Origin of the sequence: Amycolatopsis sp. NPDC024027 (assembly GCF_040638975.1) — a bacterium.
In the GTDB taxonomy this organism is placed as follows: domain Bacteria; phylum Actinomycetota; class Actinomycetes; order Mycobacteriales; family Pseudonocardiaceae; genus Amycolatopsis.
This window is the reverse complement of record NZ_JBEZYY010000001.1, coordinates 955,239-976,616: the sequence shown is the minus strand read 5'-3', so window position 1 is coordinate 976,616 and position 21,378 is coordinate 955,239. Positions and strand designations below refer to the sequence as shown.

23 protein-coding genes are annotated in these 21,378 nt (G+C 70.8%); 11 read left to right on the top strand and 12 right to left on the bottom strand.

Features of this window, described 5'->3' with window-relative positions; genetic code table 11:
• The first annotated feature begins 42 nt into the window (after positions 1–42).
• Positions 43–999 (top strand): Lrp/AsnC family transcriptional regulator, encoded by a 957-nt coding sequence (locus tag AB0F52_RS04740; protein ID WP_360164532.1) that lies wholly within the window; start codon positions 43–45, stop codon positions 997–999.
• Between the two features lie 249 nt (positions 1,000–1,248).
• On the opposite strand, the gene AB0F52_RS04735 is transcribed toward AB0F52_RS04740, so the two are convergent.
• The 4 genes from AB0F52_RS04735 to AB0F52_RS04720 form a co-directional block, all read right to left on the bottom strand.
• Positions 1,249–2,310 carry a DNA polymerase III subunit beta gene (locus tag AB0F52_RS04735; protein ID WP_360164530.1) on the bottom strand — a complete coding sequence of 354 codons (1,062 nt, stop codon included), beginning with the start codon at positions 2,308–2,310 and terminating at the stop codon, positions 1,249–1,251.
• A gap of 40 nt (positions 2,311–2,350) precedes the next feature.
• On the bottom strand, positions 2,351–3,604 hold the full coding sequence (locus AB0F52_RS04730) for an MFS transporter (RefSeq protein WP_360164528.1): 1,254 nt from the start codon (positions 3,602–3,604) through the stop codon (positions 2,351–2,353).
• Between the two features lie 439 nt (positions 3,605–4,043).
• Positions 4,044–4,718 carry a Crp/Fnr family transcriptional regulator gene (locus tag AB0F52_RS04725; RefSeq protein ID WP_003081747.1) on the bottom strand — a complete coding sequence of 225 codons (675 nt, stop codon included), beginning with the start codon at positions 4,716–4,718 and terminating at the stop codon, positions 4,044–4,046.
• Positions 4,719–4,867: 149 nt separating this feature from the next.
• Positions 4,868–5,119: a hypothetical protein gene (locus AB0F52_RS04720; RefSeq protein ID WP_013230551.1), complete on the bottom strand. Its 252-nt coding sequence runs from the start codon at positions 5,117–5,119 to the stop codon at positions 4,868–4,870.
• A gap of 226 nt (positions 5,120–5,345) precedes the next feature.
• On the opposite strand from AB0F52_RS04720, the gene nth reads away from it, so the two are divergent.
• The 4 genes from nth to AB0F52_RS04700 are packed head-to-tail and all read left to right on the top strand — an operon-like array spanning position 5,346 to position 8,506.
• Positions 5,346–6,029 (top strand): endonuclease III, encoded by a 684-nt coding sequence (gene nth, locus AB0F52_RS04715; protein ID WP_103340139.1) that lies wholly within the window; start codon positions 5,346–5,348, stop codon positions 6,027–6,029.
• Positions 6,026–6,625 carry a TlpA disulfide reductase family protein gene (locus AB0F52_RS04710; RefSeq protein ID WP_360164525.1) on the top strand — a complete coding sequence of 200 codons (600 nt, stop codon included), beginning with the start codon at positions 6,026–6,028 and terminating at the stop codon, positions 6,623–6,625. The genes nth and AB0F52_RS04710 overlap by 4 nt, the downstream gene beginning before the upstream one ends.
• Positions 6,622–7,317 (top strand): CoA pyrophosphatase, encoded by a 696-nt coding sequence (locus AB0F52_RS04705; RefSeq protein WP_360164523.1) that lies wholly within the window; start codon positions 6,622–6,624, stop codon positions 7,315–7,317. The genes AB0F52_RS04710 and AB0F52_RS04705 overlap by 4 nt, the downstream gene beginning before the upstream one ends.
• A gap of 4 nt (positions 7,318–7,321) precedes the next feature.
• Positions 7,322–8,506 carry a MarP family serine protease gene (locus tag AB0F52_RS04700; protein ID WP_360164521.1) on the top strand — a complete coding sequence of 395 codons (1,185 nt, stop codon included), beginning with the start codon at positions 7,322–7,324 and terminating at the stop codon, positions 8,504–8,506.
• On the opposite strand, the gene AB0F52_RS04695 is transcribed toward AB0F52_RS04700, so the two are convergent.
• Entirely contained in the window at positions 8,503–9,384 is an 882-nt protein-coding gene (locus AB0F52_RS04695) for a GntR family transcriptional regulator (protein WP_360164519.1), read from the bottom strand. The genes AB0F52_RS04700 and AB0F52_RS04695 overlap by 4 nt on opposite strands.
• A gap of 111 nt (positions 9,385–9,495) precedes the next feature.
• Between AB0F52_RS04695 and AB0F52_RS04690 the strand changes: the two genes are divergently transcribed.
• On the top strand, positions 9,496–10,584 hold the full coding sequence (locus tag AB0F52_RS04690; protein WP_360164517.1) for an FAD-dependent monooxygenase: 1,089 nt from the start codon (positions 9,496–9,498) through the stop codon (positions 10,582–10,584).
• Here the strand turns inward: AB0F52_RS04690 and AB0F52_RS04685 are convergent.
• From AB0F52_RS04685 to nhaA, 3 genes are read right to left on the bottom strand one after another with little or no spacing between them, the layout of a single operon-like run.
• Entirely contained in the window at positions 10,571–11,497 is a 927-nt protein-coding gene (locus tag AB0F52_RS04685) for an alpha/beta hydrolase (protein ID WP_360164515.1), read from the bottom strand. The genes AB0F52_RS04690 and AB0F52_RS04685 overlap by 14 nt on opposite strands.
• A 5-nt stretch (positions 11,498–11,502) precedes the next feature.
• On the bottom strand, positions 11,503–11,994 hold the full coding sequence (locus AB0F52_RS04680) for a phage holin family protein (RefSeq protein ID WP_360164513.1): 492 nt from the start codon (positions 11,992–11,994) through the stop codon (positions 11,503–11,505).
• A 42-nt stretch (positions 11,995–12,036) separates the two neighbouring features.
• Complete coding sequence (nhaA, locus tag AB0F52_RS04675) at positions 12,037–13,224, bottom strand: Na+/H+ antiporter NhaA (RefSeq protein ID WP_360164511.1); 1,188 nt, start codon at positions 13,222–13,224, stop codon at positions 12,037–12,039.
• A 190-nt stretch (positions 13,225–13,414) separates the two neighbouring features.
• Here nhaA and AB0F52_RS04670 point away from each other — a divergent pair, with 190 nt between their 5' ends.
• Positions 13,415–14,872 (top strand): peptide MFS transporter, encoded by a 1,458-nt coding sequence (locus tag AB0F52_RS04670; protein ID WP_360164509.1) that lies wholly within the window; start codon positions 13,415–13,417, stop codon positions 14,870–14,872.
• Between the two features lies 1 nt (position 14,873).
• Here AB0F52_RS04670 and AB0F52_RS04665 read toward each other — a convergent pair whose 3' ends face one another.
• Positions 14,874–15,602 (bottom strand): VIT family protein, encoded by a 729-nt coding sequence (locus tag AB0F52_RS04665; protein ID WP_360164507.1) that lies wholly within the window; start codon positions 15,600–15,602, stop codon positions 14,874–14,876.
• Positions 15,603–15,730: 128 nt separating this feature from the next.
• Between AB0F52_RS04665 and AB0F52_RS04660 the strand changes: the two genes are divergently transcribed.
• The gene (locus AB0F52_RS04660) at positions 15,731–16,072 is read left to right on the top strand and encodes a cupin domain-containing protein (RefSeq protein ID WP_360164505.1); all 342 of its coding nucleotides are present in this window, start codon (positions 15,731–15,733) and stop codon (positions 16,070–16,072) included.
• 73 nt (positions 16,073–16,145) lie between these two features.
• Here AB0F52_RS04660 and AB0F52_RS04655 read toward each other — a convergent pair whose 3' ends face one another.
• The 3 genes from AB0F52_RS04655 to AB0F52_RS04645 all read right to left on the bottom strand — a co-directional run bounded on the left by AB0F52_RS04655 (position 16,146) and on the right by AB0F52_RS04645 (position 19,466).
• On the bottom strand, positions 16,146–16,637 hold the full coding sequence (locus AB0F52_RS04655) for a DUF6319 family protein (protein WP_360164503.1): 492 nt from the start codon (positions 16,635–16,637) through the stop codon (positions 16,146–16,148).
• A gap of 143 nt (positions 16,638–16,780) precedes the next feature.
• Entirely contained in the window at positions 16,781–18,763 is a 1,983-nt protein-coding gene (gene acs / locus AB0F52_RS04650; protein ID WP_360164501.1) for an acetate--CoA ligase, read from the bottom strand.
• A gap of 100 nt (positions 18,764–18,863) precedes the next feature.
• Positions 18,864–19,466, bottom strand: coding sequence for a GNAT family protein (locus tag AB0F52_RS04645; RefSeq protein WP_360164499.1), 603 nt, complete (start codon positions 19,464–19,466; stop codon positions 18,864–18,866).
• Positions 19,467–19,579: 113 nt separating this feature from the next.
• On the opposite strand from AB0F52_RS04645, the gene AB0F52_RS04640 reads away from it, so the two are divergent.
• The 3 genes from AB0F52_RS04640 to AB0F52_RS04630 are packed head-to-tail and all read left to right on the top strand — an operon-like array spanning position 19,580 to position 21,376.
• Positions 19,580–20,077 (top strand): phosphoribosyltransferase, encoded by a 498-nt coding sequence (locus AB0F52_RS04640; protein WP_360164497.1) that lies wholly within the window; start codon positions 19,580–19,582, stop codon positions 20,075–20,077.
• On the top strand, positions 20,074–20,796 hold the full coding sequence (locus AB0F52_RS04635; protein ID WP_360164495.1) for an oxidoreductase: 723 nt from the start codon (positions 20,074–20,076) through the stop codon (positions 20,794–20,796). Before AB0F52_RS04640 ends, AB0F52_RS04635 begins: the two co-directional genes overlap by 4 nt.
• 49 nt (positions 20,797–20,845) lie before the next feature.
• Positions 20,846–21,376 carry a hypothetical protein gene (locus tag AB0F52_RS04630; RefSeq protein ID WP_360164493.1) on the top strand — a complete coding sequence of 177 codons (531 nt, stop codon included), beginning with the start codon at positions 20,846–20,848 and terminating at the stop codon, positions 21,374–21,376.
• The last annotated feature ends 2 nt before the right edge of the window (positions 21,377–21,378 follow it).

The window sequence follows — 21,378 nt, the reverse complement described above, 5'->3', positions numbered from 1 at the left end:
GTGCGATTGTGCTCGAAATCCGACATCTCTTAGGCTCTTTTGGTGGAATCCGGGCTCCTGGACGAGTTGGACCGCCGCTTGGCGCACGCGCTGCAGCTGGACGGCCGGGCGTCGTTCAGCACGATCGCGTCGGTGCTGGGTGTCTCGGACCAGACGATCGCGCGCCGCTACCGGAAGCTGCGGTCTTCGGGAGTGCTCCGAGTCGTCGGCGTCCCGGAGGCGGCCCCGCTGGGCCAGGTTCATTGGCTGGTGCGGCTGCGGTGCGTCCCCGACGCGGCGGCGGCGATCGCGGCGGGGCTGGCCCGGCGGGACGACACGCAGTGGGTGAGCCTGATGTCCGGCGGGACGGAGATCGTGTGCTTCGTCCGCGCGCCACTGCGGGAGCAGGCGGACGGCTTGTTGCTGGGGCAGCTGCCGCGGACGCCACGGGTGGTGTCGATGACGGCGTACCGGCTGCTACGCCGGTTCGCGGGCGGCCCGGCGGGCTGGGCGGGCCGCGCCGGCGCGCTGTCGGCTTCGGAGGTGTCTTCGTTGCGCCGCACTCCTTCGGGCGGTCCCTACCGGCCCGAGCCGGAGGACACGGCGTTGCTGGCCGCCTTGGCCCACGACGCCCGAGCCGACATATCGACATTGGCGGCGGCGTGCGGTCGTTCGGAGTCGACGGTCCGCCGTCGCCTGGAGGCGTTGCGAGCATCGGGAGCGTTGTACTTCGACGTGGAGGTGGACGCGGCCCTGCTGGGCTACCCCCTGACGGCAACGCTGTGGCTGACGGTGGCGCCCTCGGCGTTGGAGTCGGCGGGCCAGGCGCTGGCGGGCCACCCGCAGGTAGCGTTCGCGGCGGCCACGACGGGCCCGGCCAACCTGGTGGCGAACGTCGGCTGCCGCGACGACGCGGCCCTGTATTCGTATTTGGCCGACGACCTGGGCGGGTTGCCGGGGGTGCAGGCAGTGGAGACGGCCCCGATGATCCGGACCGTGAAGCGCTTCGGCACCGTGTAGCGCGGGACGCAGAGAAGGCGACTCACTGCCTGTGGAAGACGAGCGCGCGATCGACTTCGTACTCAACGGCGAGCAGCACCACTTGAGCCGTACCCAGGTGCTGACCGCGGCGGCGCAAGGCGGCCCGGAGCCGATCCGCACCCCATCTGCGGCACGCCTACGAGCAACGCTTCGGCAGCGCCGCGCTGACCGTCAGCCAGTTCACCGCCGGACCGGCGGCCGAAGTCGTCCTCCGGGATCTGGCCGGGATCATCGGCTGAGCATCGGCATCAGGTAGTACGTCAGCTCCACCTCCCCGGGCTCCACAGCCCGCAGGATGCACGCCCGCATCCCCGGCTGGATCGACAGCACCACCCGCTCACCCGCGAACGCCGCCAGCGCGTCCAGCAGGTACCGCGCCTGGAACGACGGCGACGTGCGCCCGCCGCTGACGTCGGCCTTCAGCACTTCCTCCGCCTCGCCCGTGTCCTGCCGCGCGCTCGCCAAGCGGACCTGCGTGTCGCCGACCTCCAGGGTCAGGACTCGCCTGTCCTCCGCGTACACCCCCACCCGGCGGACCGCCGCCGCCAGCGCTTCCGCCGGCAGCGTCACCGTTGTGTCCACCGCGCCCGAGGGGATCGAGTCCTCCGACAGGAAGCCCGCGTCGAGGACCGCCGTCGCGACCAGGCCCTCCTGCCAGCTCACCCCGAAGCGGCCCGGGCCGATGTGCAGGCCCACCCGCCCGCGCGCCTGCCGGGCCGCCTCCGACAGCAGTGCCGCCGGGACCAGGACGTCCAGGGAACCCGGCGACGACAGCGGCAGCCGGGCCACGGCCATCCGGTAGCGGTCCGATGCCGTCAACGTCAGGCCGGTGCCGGCTGCCTGGACGCGGACCCCCGTGAACAGGGGCAGCGGGTCGTCCTTCGCCGCCGTGCCCGCGACGATCCGCAACGCCGATGCGAACGCCGCTCCGGCTACTTCGGACACCTGGGCCGGTGGGTCCGGAACGACACCGGTTTCGGGCAGCAGCGGCAGCGCGAACCGGGCGTTGTCCAGCCGCAACGCCAGGCGGGTGCCTTCGACGACCAGGCGGACCAGTTCCGTGTCGAGCACCTTCAGCGTCTCCGCCAGCGGGGCCGCGGGGATGACGACCGAGCCGTCCGTGTGCGTGGTCGCCGGGCAGCCGAAGCGGACGGCGAGGTCCGGCGCCGCGCCGGCGACCGTCAGCCCGGCCGCGTCCGCCGCCAGCCGCAGCCCGGCGCGGGCGGGCAGCAGGCGTGACGCGGCGGAGACGGCCGCCGAGAGGCGGTGGGCAGGCGCGGTGACGTCCATGCCCGGAAGGTAGCGGCCGGCACCGACAAAAACCGCCGGACTACGCGTTGACCAGCTCGGGAACCGGCGCGGAGCGGGGAGCCCGGACCGTGCCGCGCAGCAGCCACACGACCAGCGCGAGCACCAGCCCGGCCACGCTCGCCGCCAGGAAGGCCACGCCCGGGCCGGCGTGCTCGACGACGTACCCGCTGATCGACTGGCCGGCCGCCAGCCCCAGCGTCACGGCGGTGAGGACCCAGCCGAACGCCTCCGCCGCCGTCCCCGCGGGTGCGACCACCTCGATCGCCGTCGAGTGGGCCGTCGACTGCGGCGTGATCAACGCGCCCGCCAGCAGCATCATCAGCGCCAAGCCCCACAGCGAAGACGGCCACGCGAGCAGCGCGACCAGCGCACCGAACCCGCCCAGCAGCACCGGCAGCCGCACGCCCAGCTGCCGCGGCCACGGGCGCAGGCTGTAGGCGACGCCGAACGCCACCGAGCTCAGCGACCACGCCGACAGCAGCAACCCGCCCGTCGAAGGGGAGCCTGCCTCGGTGGCCGCCGCCGGCACGGCGACCTCGACGAACCCGATCACGACGCCGAAGCCCAGCGCGGCGATGGCCAGCGTGCGCATGCCCGGGCCGGCCAGCGCGCCCAGCAGCGACCCCGAAGAACCCGGAACCGGGCCCCACTGCCGCACGGCCGGGCTCAGCGCGAACAGCACCGCCCCGGTGAACTGCAGGGCGACCCCGAGCACCAGGCCGGTGCCCGCCCACGGCGCCATGACCAGCAGCCCGGCCACGCCGGGGCCGAGGATGAAGAAGACCTCCATGCTGATCGCCTCGTACGAGTAGGCGGCGTTGCGCGGGCCGCCCGGCGGGAGCAGCCGCCCCCACAGCGCCCGCGACGCCGACCCGACCATCGGCTCGGTCAGCCCGGTGAGGGTGGCGAGCGGGACCAGCACGGCGGTCGCGGCGTGCGACTCGATGGCCGTGACCAGCGCGCTCATCGACAGCGCCAGCAGGACCGCGACGACGAGCAGCGGCCGCGTCGGCCCGAACCGGTCGATCAGCCTGCCCTGCACCACCGCACCCACCGAAACACCGACGAGTGAACCGGCCGAAACGAGCCCGGCGATGGCGAAGGAGCCCGTCTCGCGCTGGACGTAGAGCAGGGCGGAGATGCCGATCATGGCGATCGGCAGGCGGGCGAGCACGGCCGCGACGACGGGCCACCGGGCCGCGCGGGTCGTCAGCGCGGTGCGGTAGTCGGCGAGAGACGTGCGGCTTTCGTGGTGCGAGACAGACTGGGACACGCGTACAAGTATGCCGCATACTGGTACGTCAGTACCAGTTATTTGACGGTCAGGTGTGTCACCGGCAGACTGGTGGCAGGTCTTCGGATCGAGGCGAAGGGTCTCGATCAGGTAACACTCACGATATTCTCTGTGGACTCCTGCAACGAAACGGCCCAGGCGGCGTCCTTGAGAGTGAATGGCCTTGAATTCGTGGGTATGGGCCGTGATGGTTGAACAACAGCACAGAAAAACCCAGCTCCCTCCGGCACACGGGTCGGGGCCTGGCCCGGAGGGCGGGGAGCGCGGATCGTCGGGGGATGGTCCGCGCAACAACGAAGAGCCGGTGCGCCACGTCGGGGGTGGCGCCCGGCTCTTTGTTATGTGTCAAGAAGAGTTGTGAGGCAAGAAGAAGGCCTCCTCACCCGCCGGGGTGAGGAGGCCTTCTTCTTGAGAAGACTCAGCGAGCGCGACGGGCCAGGCGCTCCGGGTCCAGGATCAGCACGCTCTTGCCCTCGAGCCGCAGCCAGCCGCGGTGGGCGAAGTCGGCGAGCGCCTTGTTGACGGTCTCGCGCGACGCCCCGACGTACTGGGCGATCTCTTCCTGGGTCAGGTCGTGCGTGACCCGCAGCAGCCCCGCCTCCTGGCTGCCGAACCGCTGCGCGAGCTGCAGCAGCGCCCGCGCCACGCGGCCCGGGACGTCGGTGAAGATCAGCTCGGCGACCATGTTGTTCGTCCGGCGCAGGCGGCGCGCGACGACGCGCAGCAGCTGCTCGGCGATCTCCGGGCGGGTCGAGATCCACTGGCGCAGGGCCGGGCGGTCCATGGTGACCGCGCGGACCTCGGTGACCGTGGTCGCGCTCGACGTCCGGGGGCCGGGGTCGAAGATGGACAGCTCGCCGAACATGTCGGACGGGCCGAAGATGCCCAGCAGGTTCTCGCGGCCGTCCGGGGACTTGCGGCCGATCTTCACCTTGCCGGACTGGATGATGTACAGCTTGTCGCCGGGTTCACCCTCGTTGAAGATGACATGGCCGCGGGGGAACTCCACGGATTCCAAGGTCTGGGCCAGCGCCTCCGCCGCTGCCGGCTCCACACCCTGGAAAATGCCCGCACGGGCCAGGGTTTCGTCCACCTCGGGTGCCTCCTCGTCGAGAAACGATCACGCTCCCTCTTGGCTGGAGGAGCGTGACGCCGATCACTTGCGCGTCAGTCTAGGGCGTACTCCCGAGATCGCTCGCCGGACTCGCGCACGGCGGAAACGATCTCGTTCGAACGTGGAGCCTAACTCCGCACGCGACGCGCGCGTAGCCTGGCTGCCCGTCCGCCCAGCCTACGCAGCCGGAACAGCTCCAGCGCGCGGCCGATGCCGTGCCCGTAGAGCGCCCTGACCTCGTTGGGCTGCGCCTGCTCGAGGAACTCTTCGACCTCGTTCTCCTGCACCGCGACGTGCTTGAGCCTGCTCTCCACCCGCTCCATGAAGAGCGCGAAGAACATGATGACCAGGGGGACCAGGATGACGAACCAGACGGTCATGACCGGACCCCGAAACACTCAGTGAGAAGCATGTACTCCAGATCCTCGCTCATGGCGGCCGGAAAACGCGCCGAGGTGGTGCTCTGGCGTGTCGGTCGTCCACCGGTGCAGTGCCCGGCTCGTCCGACGGCGCCCGTAGGCTATCGGGGTGCCACCTGCCACCACGAACGCCCCCCGTGCGGGCGCTGGTGAAAGCCGGTTAGCTCTGGTGAGACGCGCCAGGCGGATGAAGCGTTGCCTCGACGACGTGTATCCGGACGCCCACTGCGAGCTCGACTTCACCACACCACTGGAACTGCTGGTCGCGGTCGTGCTGTCCGCCCAGACCACCGACGTCCGGGTGAACCTCGTCACGCCCGCGCTGTTCAAGCGCTACCGGACCGCCGCCGACTACGCCGGCGCCGACCGCACCGAGCTCGAGGAGTACCTCCGGAGCACCGGCTTCTACCGGGCCAAGGCGAACTCCGTGATGGGCCTCGGCGCGGCGCTGGTCGAGCGCTTCGACGGCGAGGTCCCGGCCAAGCTCGAGGACCTCGTGACCCTGCCCGGCGTCGGCCGCAAGACCGCCAACGTCGTCCTCGGCAACGCCTTCGACATCCCGGGCATCACCGTCGACACCCACTTCGGCCGGCTGGTCCGGCGCTGGGGCTGGACGACCGAGGAGGACCCGGTCAAGGTCGAGCACGCGATCGGCGAGCTGATCCCCCGCAAGGAGTGGACGATGCTCTCGCACCGGGTGATCTTCCACGGCCGCCGCGTCTGCCACGCCAAGAAGCCGGCCTGTGGCGCCTGCCCGCTGGCCAAGGACTGCCCGTCGTACGGCACCGGGCCGACCGGGTTCGACGAAGCCGCGAAGCTGGTCAAGGGCGTCGAGAAGGACCACATCCTGGCCCTGGCTGCGCCTCGGTGACGAGAGTCACCAAGTGGGCGCTGGCCGCCGCCGTGCTGGGGGTGGCGCTGATCGTCGCGCTGCTGCCGCGCGGAGGTGACGCCCCGGCCGCGAAGCCGTCGGGGGACCTGGCGCCCGCCCGGGCCGCGGCGGCGCTCCAGCCGTGCCCGGCACCGGCGCCGGCGCAGCCGGTGAAGCAGCTCGAAGGCGTCACGGCGGACTGCCTCGGCGACGGCGTCCGCGTCGACGTCGGCAAGGCCCTCGCGGGGGCTCCGGTGCTGGTCAACGTGTGGGCGTCGTGGTGCGAGCCGTGCCGGACCGAGCTGCCCGTGCTCCAGGAGTACGCGCGGCAGCCGGGTGCCGCGCGCGTGCTCGGCGTCCAGGTGCAGAGCCCGGCGAAGGACGGCCTGGACCTGCTGGCGAAGCTGGGTGTGCACCTGCCGTCGGTGTTCGACGGGGACGGCTCGAGCGGGCCCGTCCGGACAGCGTTGAAGGTGCCTTCGGCACTCCCGGCGTCCTACCTCGTCACCGCCGGCGGTGAGGTGCGGTTCATCGCGAATCCTCGCTCGTTCGTGAACACTGACCAGGTGCGCGCGGCAGTCGAGGGGGCAAGGTGATCGGACCACTGGTCGAACCCGAGTCGGTTCCCGAGTGGCTCCGGCCGCTGGTCAAGGTGAGCGGCGAGGTCGATGCCAAGACGTTCACGCGGTTCAGCCCACCCGAGGACGCCTACCCGCGTCCCGCCGCGGTGCTCATCCTCTTCGGCGAGCGCGAAGCCGACGGCGAGCCGGACATCCTGCTGCAGCGCCGCGCCGACACGCTGGGCTCGCACGCCGGCCAGGTCGCCTTCCCCGGCGGCGGTGCCGAGGACGGCGACGGCGGCCCGGTCGGGACCGCGCTGCGCGAGGCCGAAGAAGAGACCGGCGTCGTCCCCTCCGGTGTCCGGCCGATCGCGGTGCTGCCGGAACTGTTCGTGCCTGTGTCGGGGTTCGCCGTGACGCCGGTGCTGGCGCACTGGGCGGAGCCGTCGCCGGTGCACGCGGTCGACCCCGGCGAGACGGCGTCGGTCGCGCGCGTCGCCATCGCCGACCTGGTCGACCCGGCCAACCGGTTCACGGTGCAGAAGAAGGGCATGCCCTGGAAGGGGCCGGCCTTCGAGGTCGGCGGCCTGTTCGTGTGGGGGTTCACCGCCGGGCTGCTGTCGGTGCTCCTGAGCCTGGGAGGCTGGGAGCGCGAATGGGACCCGGGCGACGTCCGGGACCTCGACGAGGCGCTGGCCGCGTTCCAGGCGCGAGTGTTGGAAGGGTGACGCGGTGAACTGGGTCGATGTCGTGGTGCTGCTGCTGGCCGTGCTGGCGGCGGTGTCCGGCGCATACCAGGGGGTGATCATCGCGCTGCCGTCGCTCGTCGGCGTCGTGCTCGGGGCGGTCGCCGGGATCAAGCTCGCGCCGGTCGTGGTCTCGTTCTTCGACGACCCGGTCTGGAAGGTCGCCTTCGCGGTGGCGACCGTGGTCTTCCTGGTCGCCTTCGGCGAGGCGATCGGCGTCTACGTGGGCCGCCGGCTGCGGCAGAAGATCAACCCGGACAAGCTCTCCGGCATCGACAAGACGCTCGGCGCGGTCGTGCAGGCCCTGGTCGTGTTCGTGGTGGCGTGGCTGATCGCGACGCCGCTGACGGCCGTGTCCGGCGCGCCGTGGCTGGCCAAGGCGATCAACAACTCGGTGGTGCTCGGCAAGGTCAACGACACCATGCCGGAGGCCGCCCAGGGCTTCCCGAGCCAGCTGCGCAAGCTGCTCGACGCGTCCGGCTTCCCCTCCATCGTGGACCCGTTCCAGAAGGCGCCGACGGCGGACACCTCGCCGCCGGACCCGGCGCTGCAGCGCAGCGAGATCGTCCAGCAGCTGCACGGCAGCGTGGTCAAGATCCGCGGCAGCGCGAGTTCGTGCTCGCGCTCGCTCGAGGGCAGCGGGTTCGTGATCGCGCCGCAGCGGGTGATGACGAACGCGCACGTCGTCGCCGGTACCGACACCGTCGGCATCGAGACGACCCAGGGCGACTACCCCGCTCGCGTCGTCTACTTCGACCCGGAGGTCGACATCGCGGTGCTCGCGGTGCCGCGGCTGAAGGCCGAGCCGCTCCGGTTCGCCCCGGAGACGGCGACCGCGGGCGACAGCGCGGTCGTGCTCGGCTACCCGCTCGACGGCCCGTACCGGGCGACGCCGGCCCGCGTGCGCGGCCGGATCAACCTGCGCGGCCCCGACATCTACGAGGCGAACACCGTGCAGCGGGACGTCTTCACGGTCCGCGCCGAGATCCGCAGCGGCAACTCCGGCGGCCCGATGGTGACCCCGGACGGCACGGTCATCGGCGTCGTCTTCGGCGCGGCGGTCGAGGACCCGGAGACCGGCTTCACGCTGACGGCCGAGCAGGTGCGCGCCGAGGTCGACGCGGCCCCGTCCCAGACGACGAACGTGTCCACCGGCTCCTGCGCGGCCTAACGCCCGAAGCGCAGCGCAAGACCGTCCAGCAGGGCACGCATGCCCGACTCGAAGATGTCGTCCAGGACCAGGTCGTAGCCGGTCCGCTCGAGTTCGCGGAGCATCTCGGCGAACACCGGGCGCCCCGTGGTCATCGGCCCCATCGAGGGGAGCTGGCGGTCCATCCACTGGTCCTCGGACAGCCCGGACGAAGCCAGCGCGTGCTGCTCGCGTTCGAGGTGGATCGCGAGGCCCTGGACGTAGCTGAAGAACAGGACGTGCAGGTCGCACAGCGTCGCCGCGTCGACGCCGAGCTCGGACAGCGCCGTCAGCGCCCATTCGCCGTGCATGCCGAGGTTGGGCAGGGGCAGCGGCCGGGTGATCGGCCCGAGCTGGGCCAGCCACGGGTGCCGCCGGAAGAGCGTCCAGAGCGTGCGGCCGCCGAGCGTCAGCCGTTCGCGCCAGTCGCCGGACGGCTTGGCCGGGTAGCCGCGCTCGCCGAACGCGGCGTCGGCCATGAGCAGCACCAGTTCGTCCTTGCCGCGCACGTACCGGTACGGCGCCATCGCCGCGACCCCGAGCCGGGCCGCGACGCCACGCATGGACAGCGCGCCGAGGCCCTCGGTGTCGGCGATGGCGATGGCGGTCCGCACGAGCCGTTCGCGGGTCAGCCCGGGAGAACCACCGCGGCGATCCCGGTCGGCGACGACCGTGCCGGACCGCGGCTCCGCGCGGACCAGGCCCTCCTGGCTCAGCTGGGCCAGCGCCTTCGCCGCGGTCGCCATGGCGACGCCGTGGTCGGCCGCGAGCCGCCGGGTCGAGGGCACCCGCGCACCCGGCGGGAGCTCGCCCCGCGCGATCCGCTCCCGCAGTGCGTCGGCGATGGCCACGTACTTCACGCTGGTCTCCTGACCTAGTACAGAAAGCCATCTGTGCTAGTACAGAAATGGCCTGCTGGCTGGGTGTTCTCCACAGTGGAGCGTACAAGCGTACGACTCTGGGAGGAAACAATGCGGAACGTCCTGATCTCCGGCGCCGGTGTGGCCGGCGGCACCCTGGCCTGGTTCCTGGCGCGCGAAGGCTGGGCGGTGACCGTGGTGGAGCGGGCGCCCGGTCCGCGCACCGGCGGCCAGGCGATCGACGTGCGCGGCGTCGCGCTCGACGTCGTCGAGGAAATGGGGCTCGGCGACCGGATGCGCGCGCTGCGCACCCGGATGCGCGGGATGTCCATGGTGGACGGGGACGGCCACGAGCTGTTCCGGTCCGAAGAGCACACCTTCACCAGCGGACGGCTGGACAGCGCCGACTTCGAGATCCTGCGCGACGACGTCGTCGCGATGCTGCTGGAAGCGCCCGGTGTCGAGTACGTCTTCGGCGACGCGATCACCGCGCTGACCGAAGAGGCGCACGGCGTGCGCGTCGAGTTCGAGCGCGGCGGCTTCCGGACGTTCGACCTGGTCGTCGGGGCGGACGGCCTGCACTCGGCGGTGCGGCGGCTGGCCTTCGGCCCGGAGGAGGACTTCACCCGGCACCTCGGCCAGTACCTGGCGATCTTCCCGACGGCCAACTTCCTGGGGCTCGAGGACTGGCAGGTCTGGTTCCGGCACGAGCACACCGGGGGCGTGGCCTACCCCGTCCGGGACAACACCGAGCTGCGCGTGACCCTCGGCTTCGGCTCGGAACCGCTGCCGCGGATGACCGTCCCGGAGCAGAAGCGGATGATCGCCGAGCGGCTCGCCGGGATCGGCTGGGAGGTGCCGAAGCTGCTGGAGGCGATGGCCGCCGCGGACGTCTTCTACTTCGACGCCATGGCCCAGATCCACCTGGACCGCTGGTCGGCGGGCCGGGCCGTGCTGGTCGGCGACGCCGGCTACTGCGCCTCGGCGCTGTCCGGTCAGGGGACGAGCCTCGCGCTCGTCGGCGCGTACGTTCTCGCGCAGGAACTCGGCCGGGCCACCCACGAAGAGGCCTTCGCGGCCTACGAGCGGCGGATGCGGCCCTTCGTCGCGCTCAACCAGGCGCTGGCCACCGAAAATCCCGAAGGACCGGCGTCGGAGGAGTCGGTCGAGCGGGCGAAGAACGCCATCAGTCTCGCTTGAGGAAGTCCGCCAGGGCCGCCGACGTGCGGTCCGGCACCTCGAGGTGGGGGAAGTGCCCGACGTCCGGCCAGATCTCCGGCTCGGCGTGCGGGCCCGCCCAGCGCGTCGACGACGTCGCCGTTTCCGGGAGGATGCAGGTGTCGTCGGCGCCGTGGAGCTGCAGCGTCGGGGCGGAGATCCGGGCGCCCACGGCGTCGGTGAACCGGCGGCCCTCACCGCGGAACTGGGCGCGGAAGGCCCACCGGTAGTACTCGAGCGCGCTGTGCGCGACCCCGGGCACGAGCATCGCCTGGCGGAACGCCTCGACACTGCCGGTGAAGTCCGAAGTGGACCGCCAGCGACGGCCGGCCCAGCCGCCGAAGAGGTCCTCGACGGCCTGGGCGTCGTCCTTCACCAGCCACTTCTCCGGCGCCATCGGCACCTGGAAGCGGAAGAGGTGCCCGGCCGCGCGGCCCTGGCCGCGCCACGGACGGGCCGCGCCCGAGCGCATGGCGAGCGGGTGGGCGGCACCGATCGCCGTCACCGAGGACACCAGCCGGGGGTGCAGCGCCGCGACCGTCCAGGCGAGCATGCCGCCCCAGGCGTGCCCGACCAGGTGCGCGCGGCGCGCCCCGAGCGACTTGATCAGCCCGCCGACGTCACCGGCGAGCGTCCACGCGTCGTAGCCGCGGGGCGGCTTGTCCGAGTCGCCGTAGCCGCGCAGGTCGACGGCGACCGCGCGGAACCCGGCGTCGGCCAGTGCCGGCAGCTGGTGGTGCCAGGTCCACCAGAACTCGGCGAACCCGTGCAGCAGCACCACGACCGGCCCGTCGCCGAGCTCGGCGACGTGCAGGCGGATGCCGTTCGCGGACACGTCGCGGTGGACCCACGGGCCGTCGAGCCGGACGATCGACGGGTCGGGGGACGCGTGCAACGACTTCAGTCGCGGGTGGTCAGGCCGGCTTCGGGCGCGCGCTGCGGCTTGAGCGCGGCCGCGGTCTCCTTGACGCTGGCGATGGTCCGCTCCGGTGCCTTGAACTTCTTCACCTTGCGGTAGCCGAGGAACCCGGCCACGCCCGCGACGATCAGCATCAGGAAGAACACGATGCCGAAGGCGATCCAGCGGTAGCGCACCCACTCGGCCAGCCCCTCGGCCGCGAAGAAGAACAGGAAGAACGTGCTGTACAGGAAGACCGTCAGCGCGATCAGGAAGAAGATGGCCCCCTTGAGGCCCTTCTTCACCTCGCCGACGAGCTCGGACTTCGCCAGTTCCATCTCGGCCCTGACCAGGGTGGAGATGTGCTGGGTCGCGTCGCCGACCAGCCGGCCGATCGACTGGTCGCCGGGGATGTCGGAAGCGGAGGACAGCGGGAGGTAAGGCACGGCCCCCACGCCGTCGGGGCCGGTGCGTTCGTGCTTGGGGCTGCTCACCGGGTCATCGTGCCATGTGTCCCTTTACCGGGCGCGGCGGAGTCACCGTGTGTCGGGGAATCGCGCATGAACCTTGCTACGACGGAGTAGCAAGGCCGCCGCCAGGAGGGACGCCGTCGCCGACGCGATCAGCACCGCGGCCTTCGCCAGCTCACTGGTGCCGTCCGGCAGCGACAGCTCCGCGATCAGCAGGCTCACGGTGAAGCCGACCCCGCCGAGCACGGACAACGCGGCCAGGTCCCGCCAGCCCATCCCGCGTGGCTTCTCCGCCAAGCGCAGCTTCACGGCGAGCAGGCTGGCCCCGAGGATGCCGACGACCTTGCCGACGAGCAGCCCGGCGAGGACCGCGAGCGGCAACGCCGTGGTGAACACCGCGCCGAGCGCGTCGGCGTTGATCGAGATCCCGGCCGCGAACAGCGCGAACACCGGCACGGCGACGGCCGCCGACCACGGCTGGAGCCGGTGCTCGAGCCGCAGCGCGGGCGCCTCCTCCTCGCCCTCGTCGGCCCGGACGCGGGTGAGCAGGCCCAGCGCGACGCCGGCGATCGTGGCGTGGATGCCCGCCGAGTGCACCGCGACCCAGGTGACCAGCGTCAGGGGGACGTACAGCCACGGCGTCCGGACCCGGCGGTGCTGCAGGAACGCGTACAGCGCGAGCGCGGCGACGGCGACGGCCACCGCGACCAGGTTGAAGCCCGACGTGAACAGCACGGCGATGACGACGATCGCGCCGAGGTCGTCCACCACGGCCAGGGAAAGCAGGAAGACGCGGGCGCTCGAGGGCAGGTTGGACGCCGTCAGCGCCAGCACGCCGAGGGCGAACGCGATGTCCGTGGCGACGGGGATCGCCCAGGCCCGCTCGATCCCCGGCGTCCCCCAGCCGACGGCCAGGGCGACGAGCGCGGGCACGACCATGCCGCCGATCGCGGCGACGACCGGCAGGACCGCCTGCTTGAGCCGGGACAGTTCGCCGATGACGAGCTCGCGCTTGAGCTCCAGCCCGGCGACGAAGAAGAACAGGGCGAGCAGGCCGTCCTTCGCCCAGTCGCCGATCGTCAGGTTCAGGTGCAGGAGCTCCGGGCCGAGCCGGAAGTCGCGCAGCACGTGGTAGCTGTCCCGCAGCGGCGAGTTGGCCCAGAGCAGCGCGACCGCCGTCGCGCCGAGCAGGATGAGGCCGCCGGTCGTCTCGGTGCGCAGGTAGCGGGCGAATTCGCTGAACGGGCGGGTCATCGGGGCGGCTCCAGGGGTCGCTGATCACTGTTGCCGACCAGGCTTCCCGGCGCACCTTCGTCGGAGTTTACCGGCTCTTTGTCACGCATTGTCATGACCGCCGCCACACGTCGTGCCGGTGGTGGGTCACGCGGTGGGCTCCTACCATGCCAATCGACAACGAAGTTCCCTGGAAAAAGGAAGACGAGTTGTGAGCACCTCCACCGAGGTCCAGCAGGACACGAGGTTCTTCGGGCACCCACGAGGACTGGCGAACCTCTTCGGCGTCGAGATGTGGGAGCGGTTCTCCTACTACGGGATGCTCGGCATCCTGCCGATCTATCTGTACTACCGGGTCGAACAGGGTGGCCTGGGTCTCGCGCAGGAGTCCGCGCTCGGCATCGTCGGCGCGTACGGCGGCCTGGTGTACCTGTCGGCCGTCATCGGCGCGTGGGTGGCCGACCGCCTTCTCGGCTCCGAGCGGACGCTGTTCTACAGCGCCGTGCTGATCATGATCGGCCACCTCAGCCTGGCCCTGCTGCCGGGCCTGGCCGGCATCGGCGTCGGTCTCGTGTGCGTCGCGGTCGGCAGCGGCGGGCTGAAGTCCAACGCGACGGCGATCGTCGGCACGCTCTACGCCGAAGGCGACGAGCGGCGCGACGCGGGCTTCACGATCTTCTACATGGGCGTCAACCTCGGTGGTTTCGTCGGCCCGCTGCTGACCGGGCTGGCGCAGACCCAGGTCGGCTTCCACCTCGGGTTCGGTCTCGCGGCGATCGGGATGGCCCTCGGCCTGACCCAGTACACGTTCGGCCGCAAGAACCTCGGCGACAAGGCGAAGGAGGTCCCGAACCCGCTGCCGGCGTCCCAGCGCGTACTGGCGATCGGCGCCGCCGTCGTGCTGGTGGCCGCGGTCGTGGGGCTGGTCGTCACCGGCGTCGTCAACCCGGGCAACCTCGCCGACGTCGTCGTGTGGGTGGTCGGCGTGATCTCGGTGGTCTACTTCCTCGTCATCCTGACCAGCGGCAAGATCACCGGCGTCGAGCGCAGCCGGGTGTTCTCCTTCATCCCGATGTTCATCGCCAGCGCGGTGTTCTTCTCGCTGTACCAGCAGCAGTTCACGGTCGTCGCGGCCTACACCGACCAGCGGCTGAACCGGAACCTGTTCGGCTGGGAGATGCCGGTGTCCTGGGTCAACTCGATCAACCCGGTGTTCATCATCGTCTTCGCCCCGATCCTCGCGGCGCTGTGGACGAAGCTCGGCGAGCGGCAGCCGTCGACGCCGATGAAGTTCGTCCTCGGCACGGTGCTGATGGGTGCGGCGTTCCTGCTGTTCCTGCCGATGGTGGGCAGCGGCAAGAACGCGAGCCCGATCCTGGCGATGGTCGGCATCCTGTTCGTGTTCACGATCGCCGAGCTGTGCCTCTCGCCGGTCGGGCTGTCGCTGTCGACGAAGCTCGCGCCGGCGGCGTTCCGGACGCAGATGGTGGCGCTGAACTTCCTGTCGATCTCGTTCGGCACGGCGATGTCCGGCAAGCTCGCCGAGTACTACTCGGTCGACGACGAAGCGCCGTACTTCAGCACGGTCGGCTTGGTCGCCATCGGTGTCGGCGTGCTGCTGTTCCTGGGCATCCCCTTCATCCGCAAGCTGATGAAGGGCGTGCACTGAGTCAGCCGACGGTGACCCCGAAGATCACCCCGACGAAGTAGGTCACGACCATGGTGAGGGCGCCGACGCCGACGTTCCGGAGGATCGCGCGCCCCACGTTCGCGTCGCCGAGCCTCGCGCTGACCCACCCGGTCAGCGTGAGGCCGACGACGACCGCGGCCGCACACGCCCACACCCGCAGGGAGACGCCGGCCCACGCGATGGACAGGATCGGCAGCAGCGCGCCGACCGAGAAGGCGACGAGTGACGCCCACGCGGCCTGCCACGGGCTGGTGAGGTTGTCCGGGTCGATGCCGAGCTCGGCCTCCGCGTGCGCCTGCAGGGCGTCCTTTTCGGTCAGTTCGCGGGCGACCTGGCTCGCCAGCTCCGGCGAGAGGCCCTTGTCTTCGTAGATTTCGGCGAGCTCGCGCTCCTCGGCCTCCGGCATCGTCTTGAGTTCCTGCTTTTCGAGCCGGAGCAAGGCCTGTTCGGTGTCGCGCTGGGTGCTCACGGAAACGTATTCCCCGCCGGCCATGGAAAAGGCGCCGGCGACGAGCCCGGCGATTCCGGCGGTCAGGATCGTGGTGCTTTCCGTCGTCGCCCCGGCCACGCCGACGACGATGCCGGCCACGGACACGATGCCGTCGTTGGCCCCGAGTACCCCGGCCCGCAGCCAGTTCAGCTTCCCGCCCACGCCCTGGTGCGGTTCGTGCGCGTGTTCCACGGCGTCACCGTCGATCGTTTCGGTCACCGGACCAGTGAAACACGGAAGCGGAATCGTGGCGAGACTCGGTCTTTTGGCAGGTGCGCCTAAATAACGGCTGCCTTACCTAAGTGGTCCTGTGTGGACTCTCAGCCGAGCCGGGTCATGATGGCGGCATGGAAGAGCAGGTGTGGCACCAGCTGGTCACGGTGGAGGGTCTGCCGCTACTCGGCGGCGAGGGCCGGTTCCGGCTGCTGGAGCAGGCGGCGAGCGGCCTGGCCTACTTGATCCACTACCCGGCTGGCGTGTCGTCACCGACGCACGCGCACGACCACGACTCGATCGTCTACGTCCTGTCGGGCCGCTTGCGTGGCGCGGTCGACGGCGTGGAAGCGGTGCTCGAACCAGGGGATTCGGTGCTGCACCCGCGCGGGTTGTCCCACCACGTCGAGGCGCTGGCGGACTCCATGTGGGTCGAGTTCAAGTCACCCCTGCCGGAGCGTCCGCCGATCGCCTGAAGAGCGGAAACGCCCGGCCCCGCCAATGCGGAACCGGGCACCTCCTGAATAGAGCTCAGCCCGGAGTTAAGCCTCAGGCGTCCAGCTCGGCGAGGGCCTGCTTGGCCTTCTCGAGCTCGGCCTCCAGCGCCGCGACCTTCGCCGCCTGCGCCTCGCGGGCCTGGTTGATCACCTCGTCGATCGGGCCCGACAGGTCCGCGTGCAGCTCCTTGGCCGCGCGCGACACCGCCGCCGCCGGGATCTCGAGGCCCTTCGCGACCCACTTCGAGCCGTTCTTCAGCTCGGCCTGCCACTCGCCGTCGGCGGTGCCGGTGACGGTCAGGATCAGCTCGACCGTGCGGGTCTTCTTCGCCGTCGACGCCGTCGCCGCACCCTTCGGGCGGCCGCGCTTCGGCTTCGGGGCCTCTTCCTCGGCGGCCGGCTCAGCCGGCTCCTCCGAGGGGGAGGCCGGGGACGCGGACTCGGTGACGGTCGCCTCGTCGGCGGAAACCTCCGGAGTCGAAGCCGGAGCCTCGGTCGGAGCCGAAGCCGTTTCCTCGTCGTGCGTCAGGACATCCACGGTCATCGTCGTGTCGTCTCCTTGCCCGGGAAGTGGGTGTGGTTCGCGGCACAGCGTAGAACATGCGTTCGAGCCGCGCCACGCGGGGTGTCATGACAGAGCCCTCCCGGCGCGAAGCCGGAAGGGCTCTGACTCCAGGAGACGCTAGCTCACTCCTCCGACTTGCCCGACTTCAGGCCCGACGAGATCAGCTCCATCACCGACGAGTCGGCCAGCGTGGTGACGTCGCCGACCTGCCGGTTCTCGGCGACATCGCGCAGCAGGCGGCGCATGATCTTGCCCGAGCGCGTCTTCGGCAGCTCCGGCACGACCATGATCTGCCGCGGCTTCGCGATCGGCCCGATCTCCTTCGCGACGTGGTTGCGCAGCGCCTGGATGGCCTCTTCGCCACCGTCGACGGCGTTCCCGCGCAGGATCACGAACGCCACGATGCCCTGGCCGGTCGTCGGGTCGGTCGCGCCGACGACCGCGGCCTCGGCCACCGTCGGGTGCGAGACCAGCGCCGACTCGACCTCGGTCGTCGAGATGCGGTGGCCGGACACGTTCATCACGTCGTCGACGCGGCCCAGCAGCCAGATGTCGCCGTCGTTGTCGTACTTCGCGCCGTCGCCGGCGAAGTAGAAGCCCTGGTCCTTGAACCGCGACCAGTAGGTGTCCTTGAAGCGCTCCTCGTCACCCCAGACCCCGCGCAGCATCGACGGCCACGGCTTGTCGAGCACCAGGTACCCGCCGCCGCCCGGACCGACCTCGTTGCCCTGGTCGTCGACGACCTTCGCGGAGATGCCCGGCAGCGCCTTCTGCGCGGAACCCGGCTTCGTCGAGGTGACGCCCGGCAGCGGCGAGATCATGATCGCGCCGGTCTCGGTCTGCCACCACGTGTCGACGATCGGGGTCCGCCCGGCGCCGATGTTCTCGCGGTACCAGATCCACGCCTCGGGGTTGATCGGCTCGCCGACCGAACCCAGCACCCGCAGCGACGACAGGTCGTACTTCTCGGGGATTTCCGCACCCCACTTCATGAACGTGCGGATCAGCGTCGGTGCGGTGTAGTAGAGGGAGACCTTGTACTTCTGGATGATCTCCCAGTGCCGCCCCTCGTGCGGGGTGTTCGGCGTGCCTTCGTAGACGACCTGCGTGACGCGGTTGGCGAGCGGGCCGTAGACGATGTAGCTGTGGCCGGTGATCCAGCCGATGTCCGCGGTGCACCAGTAGACGTCTTCGCCGGCCTTGTGGTCGAAGACGTTGTGGTGGGTGTACGCGGTCTGCGTCAGGTAGCCGCCGGAGGTGTGCAGGATGCCCTTCGGCTTCCCGGTCGTCCCGGACGTGTAGAGGATGAACAGCGGGTGCTCGCTGTCGAACGCTTCGGGAGTGTGCTCTTCGGACTGTCCGTCGACGAGCTCGTGCCACCAGAGGTCGCGGCCGTCGGTCCAGGGCACCTCGCCCTCGAGCTTCTCGCCCGTGCGCTTCACGACGATGACCTTCTCGACGGTTTCGGCGCCTTCGAGCGCTTCGTCGACGTTGGCCTTCATCGGCGCGGCCTTGCCGCGGCGGAACTGGCCGTCGGAGGTGATGACGACCTTCGCGGCGGCGTCGTCGACGCGGGCCCGCAGCGCCGTCGGGGAGAAGCCGCCGAAGACGACGTTGTGCAGCGCGCCGATCCGCGCGCACGCGAGCATCGCGAAGATGGCCTCGGGCACCATCTGCAGCTGGATCGCCACGACGTCGCCGGCGGTGACGCCCAGCGACGCGAGTGCGTTGGCGGCCTTGGAAACCTCGGTCTTCAGCTCGGCGTAGGTGATGTCCCGGGTGTCACCCGGCTCGCCGACCCAGTGGATCGCGACCTGGTCGCCGTGGCCGGACTCGACGTGCCGGTCGACGCAGTTGTAGGCGACGTTCAGCTTGCCGCCGACGAACCACTTCGCGAACGGTGCATTGGTCCAGTCCAGTACCGTGGTCCACTTCGTGTCCCACGTGAGCCGCTCGGCCTGCTTCGCCCAGAACGCTTCGCGGTCGGCGTCGGCCTCGGCGTAGAGGTCGGCCTTCGCGTTGGCCTGGCCGGCGAATTCGTCGCCGGGCGGGAAGGTGCGGCTCTCGGTGAGCAGGTTGTCCAGGGCGGGGGACTGCTCGGTCATGGTTGCAAGGCCTCCTGTAGTGCGCCGACATGACGGCTAGCGGCACGCTAGCGACGTTAGTCCGCCTTGTAAAAGGTTGCACCCACGCGGCCGGGCCGGTTCACCGCGCCAAGCGAGACCCGGTGACTAAGCGTTCGTTCAGCCGGGCCTTCGCGGCCGGCCACTCCGGCGCCAGCATCGAGTACGTGACGGTGTCGCGCGACGAGCCGTCCGGCCGGATCCGGTGCGCCCGCAGCACGCCTTCGCGAAGCGCGCCAAGGCGTTCGATGGCGCGTTGCGAGCGGAGGTTGCGGATGTCGGTCTCCCACGCGACCCGTTGCGCGCCAAGGGTTTCGAACGCGTGCGTCAGCAGCAGCAGTTTCGACTCGGTGTTCAGTCCGGTGCGCTGCCAGTCCGCGCCGATCCACGTGTGCCCGATCGACAGGATCCGGTGCTTCTCGACGACCTGGTAGTACGACGTCGTCCCGGCGACGCGGCCGGAGGCGACGTCGATCTGCGCGAAGGGCCGGCGATCGGGGTCGGCGAGGGCCTGCTCGACCATCCGCTCGGCGGCGGGAAGATCCTCCGGCTGACGGATGCTCAGCCACGCCCAGATGCCCGGGTCGGTGCCGGCCTCGAACAGGCCCTTGGCGTGCTCGGGGGTCAGGGGCTCCAGGCGGACGTGCTCGCCGGAGAGGGTCGGTCGCGTGGTCCAGTCGCTCACGTGCCCACCGTAGGTCGGCCAGTGGCTGCTCAGGAGAGCCAATTTCTGATCATTTTCAGAGACCACTTGCGGGTTGCCTATGCTCGGCGGACCACCACGGAAGGGCGGGCTCGATGGCCGAAGAGCGGGAAGAGCTGAGCTGGGAGCTGTTCGGCACGGCGAGCCGTGAACTGGCTCACACCATCGCCGAAGACGGCTTCGCGCCGGACCTCATCCTCTCGATCGCGCGCGGCGGGCTGTTCGTCGCCGGCGCGCTCGGCTACGCGCTCGACGTGAAGAACCTGCACGTCATGAACGTCGAGTTCTACACCGGCGTCGACCAGCGCCTCGACCTGCCGGTGATGCTGCCGCCGGTGCCCAACGCCGTGGACCTGACGAGCAAGAAGGTGCTGATCGCCGACGACGTCGCCGACACCGGCGCCACGCTCAAGCTGGTCCGCGACTACTGCCTCGAGCACGTCGCCGAGGTGCGCTCGGCCGTCGTCTACGAGAAGCCGCACTCGACGGTGAAGTGCGAGTACGTCTGGCGGCGCACCGGCAAGTGGATCAACTTCCCGTGGTCGGTGCTGCCGCCCGTGGTCACCCGCGAAGGACAGGTGCTCGACGCATGACCGACCCGCTGAAGCCCCTCCTCGACCTCGAAGGCGTCGCGGCGGCGGCGAAGTCCGCGCAGGACGCGGTGTTCGCGGTCCACCGCCTCCCGGCGAACCTCCGCGGCGGCGCGGCGACGGCGGCCGAAGCGTCCGTGCGGGCCGCCCGCGCATCGGCCGGCATCGAAGGCGCCAACCCGGAACTGCCCGCCGACGGGACGGTCGACGACCCCGTCCTCGCCGGCGCGCTGCGCGTCGCGGAGACCCTCGAAACGCTGCTCCCGACGTGGCGCCGCGCGCCGCTGCAGGCGTTGGCGCGGCTGCACGTCCTGGCCGCGGCGGACCTCGTCGACGACCTGGACGCGTTGGGGCGCCCGCATTCCGGCGGCGGCCGGCTCGAACTGCTCGCCCAGCTGGTGACCGGAGCGACGTCGGTGCCGGGGCCGGTCCTGACCGCGGTCGTGCACGGGGAACTGCTGGCGCTCAAGCCGTTCGGCAGCGCGGACGGCGTCGTCGCGCGCGCGGCCGCCCGCCTGACGATGGTCGCGACCGGGCTCGACCCGAAGTCGTTGAGCGTGCCCGAAGTGGCGTTCTTCCGCCGGGTGCCGAAGTATCTGGAGGCCGCCGAAGGGTTCGCGAGCGGAACGCCGGAAGGCGTACGCGCGTGGCTGCTCTTCTGCTGCGAAGCGTTCGAAGCGGGTGCACGCGAAGCGAAGAGCATTTCGGACGCGGCTTCCTGATACCGAAACGGCGGTAGTCGGCCCGTCACGTTCGTGGTCTATTACCGGTGTGAACCGGGTGCGGAAGTGCGGAGCTTTTCTGGCGGCAGTGCTCACCGCGGCGGGCAGCGTGCTGGCGTCCGCGGGGCAGGCGCACGCCGAAGCCGCTGTCCAATCCTGCGCCGGCACCTGGGCGGTCACCTACGACCCGCCGATCACCAACACGCCCCAGCTCGTGAACGGGGTGCTCACCGGAGTCTTCCCCCTCTGCGCCGACCCCCAGGCCGCCACCGCGTCCTACACGCAGGTGTTCACCGACACGGTCTCGTGCACGACCCTGCTCAACGCGGGCGCAACCTCCCGCACGTACGTGTGGGGCAACCCGCTGGCCGCGCCGACCACCTTCACCTACAACTTCACCACCACCGTGGTGGCGGGCCAGGTCGTGGTCACCAACACCGGCCTGATCACGGCGGGGCGGTACGCGCCGGGCAGCGCGGTCCAGGTGGCCACGCTCGTGACACCGAACGCCCTCGCCTGCGCGGGATCGGGGATCGGAAGCCTGACCGGCCCGACGACCCTGACCATCTACGCGCCATGAGC

Bases quoted from the DNA above. Each gene is read 5' to 3' on its own strand.
- AB0F52_RS04735 (WP_360164530.1), bottom strand. From the start codon at position 2,310: ATGGACGTCACCGCGCCTGCCCACCGCCTCTCGGCGGCCGTCTCCGCC.
- AB0F52_RS04660 (WP_360164505.1), top strand. From the start codon at position 15,731: ATGGAAGAGCAGGTGTGGCACCAGCTGGTCACGGTGGAGGGTCTGCCG.
- AB0F52_RS04655 (WP_360164503.1), bottom strand. From the start codon at position 16,637: ATGACCGTGGATGTCCTGACGCACGACGAGGAAACGGCTTCGGCTCCG.
- nhaA (WP_360164511.1), bottom strand. From the start codon at position 13,224: ATGACCCGCCCGTTCAGCGAATTCGCCCGCTACCTGCGCACCGAGACG.
- AB0F52_RS04690 (WP_360164517.1), top strand. From the start codon at position 9,496: ATGCGGAACGTCCTGATCTCCGGCGCCGGTGTGGCCGGCGGCACCCTG.
- AB0F52_RS04720 (WP_013230551.1), bottom strand. From the start codon at position 5,119: ATGACCGTCTGGTTCGTCATCCTGGTCCCCCTGGTCATCATGTTCTTC.
- nth (WP_103340139.1), top strand. From the start codon at position 5,346: ATGAAGCGTTGCCTCGACGACGTGTATCCGGACGCCCACTGCGAGCTC.
- AB0F52_RS04640 (WP_360164497.1), top strand. From the start codon at position 19,580: ATGGCCGAAGAGCGGGAAGAGCTGAGCTGGGAGCTGTTCGGCACGGCG.
- AB0F52_RS04635 (WP_360164495.1), top strand. From the start codon at position 20,074: ATGACCGACCCGCTGAAGCCCCTCCTCGACCTCGAAGGCGTCGCGGCG.
- acs (WP_360164501.1), bottom strand. From the start codon at position 18,763: ATGACCGAGCAGTCCCCCGCCCTGGACAACCTGCTCACCGAGAGCCGC.